This window comes from uncultured Methanobrevibacter sp., from assembly GCF_900314615.1.
Classification (GTDB): Archaea; Methanobacteriota; Methanobacteria; order Methanobacteriales; family Methanobacteriaceae; genus Methanocatella.
On record NZ_OMWA01000034.1, the window covers coordinates 23,517 to 30,358 of the forward strand.

Consider the following 6,842-nt stretch of genomic DNA (forward strand, 5'->3'; position numbering starts at 1 on the left):
TTTAATTAAATTGCTGTAAATAAACCATATTATTTATTTTTTATGGTTTAATAATTATATAAATCCTTTTTAACTTATTTAAACAAAAAATATGAATAAATTAAATAGGGGGTATATTATGGCTGAATTCCAAGAAGACATGCTTTTCAAAAATGTCAGTGATGAAGATGCCAGTATACTTTTGGATATAATGGGTATCAAATCTAAAAAGGTAAATGTATGGACTAAAGAATTAAGACATATTGACCCGACCAATTTCAAGCCCGACCTGATTTTGGATTTGGATGATCAGAATCTGATTATTGAATTTCAAAGTACAAGTGTAAATGATGATTTTTCAAAAAGAGGGCTTTCTTATGTTGCAATCACTAATCAGTACAAGAAAAATAGAAAAGAAGTTAATTTGGCGGTTTTAAGCACAGCTGAAGATTCAAAAATTATTGAATACAAATACAACAGATTAAATTGTTTCAGGTATGAAATTGTTGGGTTGAATAATTTAAGTAGTTCAGATATTATAAATAATATTGAAACTAAACTAAAAAATAAAAAAATACCTACTAGTAAAGACATAATATTATTGTCTTTAGTCCCTTTGAGTAAAAAAGGAAAACATATTGTTGAATATATCTACAAGGTTATTAGAATATTGTTTAAATTAAAAAACATGACAATTTCTCAATCAGATCTAGCTTTGGGGATAATGTGGTTAACAACTGATAAATTTGTCGTTGATGCTTTTGAAAGAAATATTATCTGTGATATGTTGGGTGGTAGAATGAGTTTGATTCATGAATATGGTGAAAATAAGTATGAAGAAGGTAAAGAGCAAATTATTGTTAATTTGTTGAAATCTGGAGATGATCCTGAAGTCATTTCTAAAAAATCTGAAATTCCTTTGGATAAAATTATTGAGATAAAAGAAAAACATAAATTATGAGATTATTTGGGATATCATGAAACAGGTTATGATTGTAAGAACAGATTTAAAAATGAAAAAAGGAAAAATCGCTGCACAGTGCTGCCATGGTGCTATAGGGGCTTATAAGAAATCTCCTGCTGATAAAATTAGAAAATGGGAAAATGAGGCTTATGCTAAAGTGGTTTTAAAAGTCAAGACATTGGAAGAGTTGACTGAGCTTAAAAAAATAGCCGATCAAAAAGGCATAGCCAATTATCTGGTAGTTGATGCGGGCCGTACTCAGATACCTACATCAAGCGTTACAGTTTTGGCTCTCGGTCCTGATGAAGATGAAATCCTTGATGAAGTTACTGGAGATTTGAAACTTTTATAGTTTAACTATCATTTTAATTGAAGCTATTTTTAATTAAACATGGGCGTGATTAAAATCATAAAACAGGTTGTAAAGATTGGTGGGAGTCTTTTTCCAAATTATGCAATAAACCTTGCAGAAAAACTCAAAAACACCGGTTCGGTTATTATTCTGGGTGGTGGCGAATTTGCCAATCTGATTCGTAAATATGATGATGATATAAACTTTTCAGAAGAAACTAATCACTGGACGGCTATTGACTGCATGGATATAATAGCAAAGCTGGTCAATGATAAGGTTGACTCTACAAAACTGGCTTATTCAATAGAAGAAGTCAATGCAATTTCAGATGAAGGTTTCACTCCAATATTTGTTGTTTCTGAATTTTTAAAAAGAGAAGATCCTTTTGAATGCACATGGGATGTAACTTCAGATTCGATTGCAGCTTATGTTTCACACATTCTAAATGCAAACCTTTTAATAGTAACAAATGTAAATGGTATATATACCCAAGAACCGGAAGAGCCAGGTTCAACATTCATAAGTAAAATCGATGCAACAAAATTACTAACTTTTCAAGAGTCATCGATTGATGTAATGTTACCGTCTCTTTTATTAGAGTTTGGGTCTGATTGTTATGTTGTGAACGGAAAATATCCCGAAAGGGTTTTATCTCTTATAGATGATACTATAAATGATTATAATTTCGATTACACACAAATAATAGGTGATTAAAAATGAAAACTGTAGAATGTATTTCATGCAAACAAGAAATTCCATTAACTGGACCATTTGTCGAATTTGAATGTCCAGAATGTGGAGCAAAAATATCAAGATGTGAAAAATGCCGTACTTTCGGTCACGCTTACAAATGTGAATGCGGATTTGAAGGACCATAAATTTAAAATGGAGGAATTAGAATGGGTGAAGTATTAACAACTATGAAAATCATGCCGGACAGTCCGGACGTAGACTTAGAAGCTATTAAAAAAACTATTGAAGAATCAATGCCTGAAGGCGCAAAACTTCATGACATGAAAGAAGAACCAATCGCTTTCGGTTTAGTTGCAATTATCATTAACTTCATCACCGATGACGGTGAAGGTGGATCTGAACCTGTTGAAGAAATGGTTTCAGCTATTGAAGGCGTAGCTAGTATTGAAATTACTGGCGTTGGAAGATTAATGGAATAAGTCCATTTGTTCTTTTTTTAGAGTTATTAAATAACTCTCTTTACTTTTTTTTAAATTTTCTCATATTACTGATTTTAAAAAGTTAATGTTGGTGTTAATTCAGTTTATTTCTTTTTTAAAATTATGTATATTAAATAATTTTAAATATTTTTTTTTAAAAGATATATTTATGTATAATTATTTTGAGGATGAATATGAAATTTAATAAAATTGTTTTATATTCCCTTGTATTGCTGGTTTTATTGTTTTCAATTACTGCAATATCTGCTGCTGATTTAAACGATACTAGTGATATGGGTGATGTTTTAAAAGATGATGGCGATATTAAATCATATTATGATTTAAATTATGATATTGCCTTGGAAAATTCAAGTTTTAATTTGGAATCCGATTATAAATTTGATAATCAAAGTGATATGAATTATAATCGGGGAATTAGAATTGCTAAGGAAAATTTTACAATCAATGGAAATAATCATGCAATAGACTGTTCTAATCAGGCTAGAGCATTTGTGGTTGTTGGAAAAGATGTGAAAATAAACAATCTGATTATAAAAAATGCTTTTTATGGATATGGTTCCGCTATTATATCCTACTCAAAGCTGACCCTGAATAATGTGACTTTTATAAACTGTTCGGGGGTTGGTTCTTTTAACGGCGGTGCTGTTCTTGTCACTGGTGCAACTTTAAATGTAAATAACTGTAAATTTATTGATACGTCTGGTGAGGAAGGGGCTTCAATTACTTCATCAATGGGTGTTGTCAATGTTGTCAATTCAACATTCACCAGCATCTCTGATAAAATCATTAAGGGCCATATTTACTCACAAAATTCAAATTTAACTGTTTTGAACTCTAATTTTTTAAATACTACTTCTAAATATGCAACTGCAATATTTGTTACTGGTGAGGGAAACATTTTAATTTTAAATTCTAAATTTAAAAACTTGGCTGCCAATAAAACAGCAGGTGCAATCAGTGTTAAATCAAGTTCTAAGTTAACTATTTCTGATTGTGAATTTGATAATGTTTACAGTGAAAAAAATGGTGGTGCGGTTTTTGCAGATGTGTTTGAAGGAAACGGCCAGGTCATGGTTCAAAACAGCAAATTCCATGACTGTTATTCTGAATTTGGTGGAGCTATTCTTCAATTAGGCGGAAGTTTAATAGTTAAAGATTCTAATTTTGCTGATAATGTTGCAGAATATGAAGGTGGTGCAATTTATACCAGTTTTGTTGATGTGGGGATATCAAATTCAACATTCAAATCCAATACTGCATCAGACAACATATCTTATGGCGGTGCAGGTTATTTTGATATGGGAAATGTAATTATCGAGAAAAGCACTTTTGAAAATAATACCGCATTTGGAGTATCAACAGTTTATGCATATGATACTAATCTGACTTTAGAAAATAACTGCTTTAACAATCCTTCTGATGTTACAAGCATATATACAGTATATGGAAAAGTAATTGACAATGGAAATACTTTCAATGATGATAAATGGTCATTTGATAATACTAATTACTTCTATAATTTTGTAAATACTGCAAATCCGTTTATAATAATCAATAACACTCTGATATTTGATAAGTTGCCTGAAAAATTTGATTTGAGGAAATACGGTTGGGTTTCACCTGTTAAAAACCAGGGATTCATGGGCTCTTGCTGGGCATTCGGTAATGTAGCTGCATTAGAGTCAGCATTACTTCGTTATGCAAATGTATCTTATTCTTTATCTGAAAACAATGTTCAAAATTCAATGCTTCAATTTTCAAAATATGGACAGTTGAATTCGGAAGAAGGAGGAACTCCTTTTGCTCCTATAGCATATTTGATTGATTGGATGGGGATTTTCCCAAGTGAATATGACAGTTATGACGAACTTGGTAAAATATCTTCATTGCTTATCACTCCTGAGGACATTCACATTCAAAATGTGGTTGTTGTTCCTCCAAGAAATAACTCTCTGGACAATGATTTGATTAAAAACGCTCTGATTAAATATGGTGCTCTGGCAGTAAGTCACAATGCAGATTTTAACAAAACTGCTTATTTCAATGAATCAAGCTATGCACAGTATTATTATGGTAAGACAATATCAACTCATAGAGTTTGTGTTGTGGGGTGGGATGATACTTATTCCAGATATAATTTCTTAAAAACCGCTCCAGGTGACGGCGCATGGATTGTTAAAAACAGCTGGGGATCCAACTGGGCTGACGGCGGATATTTCTATGTTTCATATTACGATACATCATTTGCTACAGATCGTGAAAGTGTTGGATATATAATTAATAACGATTCCTACAACAGGATTTATCAAATTGATGTTGGTGGAGAATTATCTATGGGTATTACTTTCAATTATTATTCTAACGTGTTCACTGCTGATGAAGATGAATTAATTGCTGCTGTTGGAACATATTTTGAAAAAACCGGATTGAAATATGAATTTAAAATATCTGTAAATGATGTTGAAGTTTATTCTCATGAAGGCACAAGTGAATTCGGAGGATATTCAACAATCAAATTAAACAAATATGTCCAAATCAAAAAAGGGGATGTTTTCCGAATAACCTTTAAAAATAATTCACCTATTATTGATGACCTCAGAATCCATACTCAAAAGGGAACTTCATTTGTAAGTGATGACGGTAAGAATTGGATTGATTTGGCAAAAGATAAAAGTGTGGCTATTATAAAAGCTTACACCATTTCCGATTTAAACATTACTAAAAATTTAGTGAAATACTATAAGAATGAAACTCCGTTTGTTGCAGAAGTTGGTCCTGGCGAAGAAGTTATATTTGAATTCAAAGGAATAAATCACACTGTAAAAGCGGATGAAAATGGATTAGCTAAATTTGAAGTCAACGCTAACCCTGGAAAGTACGCTATCACAACAAATTACAAGGGAAATTCAATCGTCAATTACATCATTATAAAAAACACTGTTGTTTCTTCCAATGTTGAAAAAACTTATAATGCTAACTGTAATTATAAATTTAGAATTGTGGATTCTACCGGAAACTCTGTAAAAAATACTAAAGTTGCTGTTTCGGTTAATGGAAAATCTAAAAGTTACAAAACTGATAATTCTGGATACATAACTCTTAAATTCACCAAATTGACTAAAACACAAAAAATCACAGTTAAGAATCCAAAAACAGGTGAGATTAAAACCACTAAAATAGTGATTTATTCAAGGTTTTCAGATGTGAAAAATGTTGCAATGTATTACTTTGACGGATCTAAGTTTAAAGCGAAAATACTTGATGACAATGCCAAACCAGTCGGTAAAAATAAAGTAGTGGCCATTAAGATTAACAAAAAAACTTACAAGGTCAAAAGCAATGCTAAAGGAATGATTGCTTTTAAAATACCAAATACAGTAAAATCAGGCTCATATAAGTTAACTGCAACTTACAAAGGAGATACTGTCAAAAAAACTGTTAAAGTAAAACAAAATCTTAAAACCAAGAAATATTCTGTTAAAAAGTCTTCTAAAAAACTCATTATCAAGGCAACTCTCAAGAATGGTAAAAAAGCAGTCAGCGGTAAAAAAATAACTTTAAAACTTAATTGTAAAAAATTCACTTCAAAAACCAATAAGAAAGGAATTGCTAAGTTCACAATAAATAAAAATATTATTGGAAAACTTAAAACAGGTAAAAAATACTCTATGAGTGTTACTTATCTAAAAAACACTGTTAAAACAACTTTGAATGTCAAACGTTAATGGAAAATAATTTATTTTCCTTTTTTCTTTTTTTCACATATGGAGTGTTGGCAGAAATTATTAGATTTTGAACATTTTTCATTTACTCCATTAGATTTTTTTAATATTTTTTTAAATTAATGATATGAATTTTATTGAACTAATAACTGAGTGTAAATCCATTTTATTCACTTTAATAAGATTAAACAATCTTATTAAGTTGTAGGATGCTAATTGTGAACATTAGGTTTTGTACTCTTTTTAAGCCAATTATTGGAAGATAATCATAGTTGTAAATTCTTTTGAAAGTCCCATTATGTGCTTCTACAGTCTTTGAACGTAACTTATAGTCTTTTATTCCATCTTTAGTGGACATTAATCTTTCAACTTTGTAAGTAACTTCATGAACATACCTAGTTATTGTTCTATGATTAGTTGTGTAGCATTTTCCTTTGTATTTGCAATTTTTGCAGGCTTGATAGTTGGAATAGACCAATTTGATTTTGTTTCCTCCACCTTTTTCTTGAGGGGCAGGATATGCCCCATCAAGAGTTAATTCTTCATTATTTGGACAAATGAAAACATTTTTATATTCATCAAAAACAAAATAATCTATAGCAAATGGATTGTCAGGTAGATTACCTGAATTC

Annotated in this window: 7 protein-coding genes; 6 read left to right on the top strand and 1 reads right to left on the bottom strand. The window is 30.6% G+C overall.

What is annotated here, in order from left to right; genetic code table 11:
• Positions 1-118: 118 nt before the first annotated feature.
• From QZN33_RS10920 to QZN33_RS10945, 6 genes are all read left to right on the top strand, one after another.
• Entirely contained in the window at positions 119-940 is an 822-nt protein-coding gene (locus tag QZN33_RS10920; protein ID WP_296792429.1) for a hypothetical protein, read from the top strand.
• Positions 941-956: 16 nt separating this feature from the next.
• Positions 957-1,295: an aminoacyl-tRNA hydrolase gene (gene pth2, locus QZN33_RS10925; RefSeq protein ID WP_296792432.1), complete on the top strand. Its 339-nt coding sequence runs from the start codon at positions 957-959 to the stop codon at positions 1,293-1,295.
• 39 nt (positions 1,296-1,334) lie between these two features.
• The gene (locus QZN33_RS10930) at positions 1,335-2,009 is read left to right on the top strand and encodes a delta 1-pyrroline-5-carboxylate synthetase (RefSeq protein ID WP_296792436.1); all 675 of its coding nucleotides are present in this window, start codon (positions 1,335-1,337) and stop codon (positions 2,007-2,009) included.
• Positions 2,010-2,011: 2 nt separating this feature from the next.
• Positions 2,012-2,173, top strand: a complete 162-nt coding sequence (locus QZN33_RS10935; RefSeq protein ID WP_292740784.1) for a zinc finger domain-containing protein — start codon at positions 2,012-2,014, stop codon at positions 2,171-2,173.
• Between the two features lie 21 nt (positions 2,174-2,194).
• On the top strand, positions 2,195-2,467 hold the full coding sequence (locus QZN33_RS10940; RefSeq protein WP_296792439.1) for an elongation factor 1-beta: 273 nt from the start codon (positions 2,195-2,197) through the stop codon (positions 2,465-2,467).
• A gap of 194 nt (positions 2,468-2,661) precedes the next feature.
• Positions 2,662-6,213 (top strand): C1 family peptidase, encoded by a 3,552-nt coding sequence (locus tag QZN33_RS10945; RefSeq protein ID WP_296792442.1) that lies wholly within the window; start codon positions 2,662-2,664, stop codon positions 6,211-6,213.
• A 181-nt stretch (positions 6,214-6,394) separates the two neighbouring features.
• Here QZN33_RS10945 and QZN33_RS10950 read toward each other — a convergent pair.
• Positions 6,395-6,842, bottom strand: a 448-nt coding sequence (locus QZN33_RS10950) for a transposase (protein WP_296792444.1), incomplete at its 5' end; no start/stop codon positions are given.

What these genes read in the sequence shown, in the direction of transcription:
- QZN33_RS10940 (WP_296792439.1), top strand. Translation starts at nt 2,195, where the DNA reads ATGGGTGAAGTATTAACAACTATGAAAATCATGCCGGACAGTCCGGAC.
- QZN33_RS10935 (WP_292740784.1), top strand. Translation starts at nt 2,012, where the DNA reads ATGAAAACTGTAGAATGTATTTCATGCAAACAAGAAATTCCATTAACT.
- pth2 (WP_296792432.1), top strand. Translation starts at nt 957, where the DNA reads ATGAAACAGGTTATGATTGTAAGAACAGATTTAAAAATGAAAAAAGGA.
- QZN33_RS10930 (WP_296792436.1), top strand. Translation starts at nt 1,335, where the DNA reads ATGGGCGTGATTAAAATCATAAAACAGGTTGTAAAGATTGGTGGGAGT.
- QZN33_RS10945 (WP_296792442.1), top strand. Translation starts at nt 2,662, where the DNA reads ATGAAATTTAATAAAATTGTTTTATATTCCCTTGTATTGCTGGTTTTA.
- QZN33_RS10920 (WP_296792429.1), top strand. Translation starts at nt 119, where the DNA reads ATGGCTGAATTCCAAGAAGACATGCTTTTCAAAAATGTCAGTGATGAA.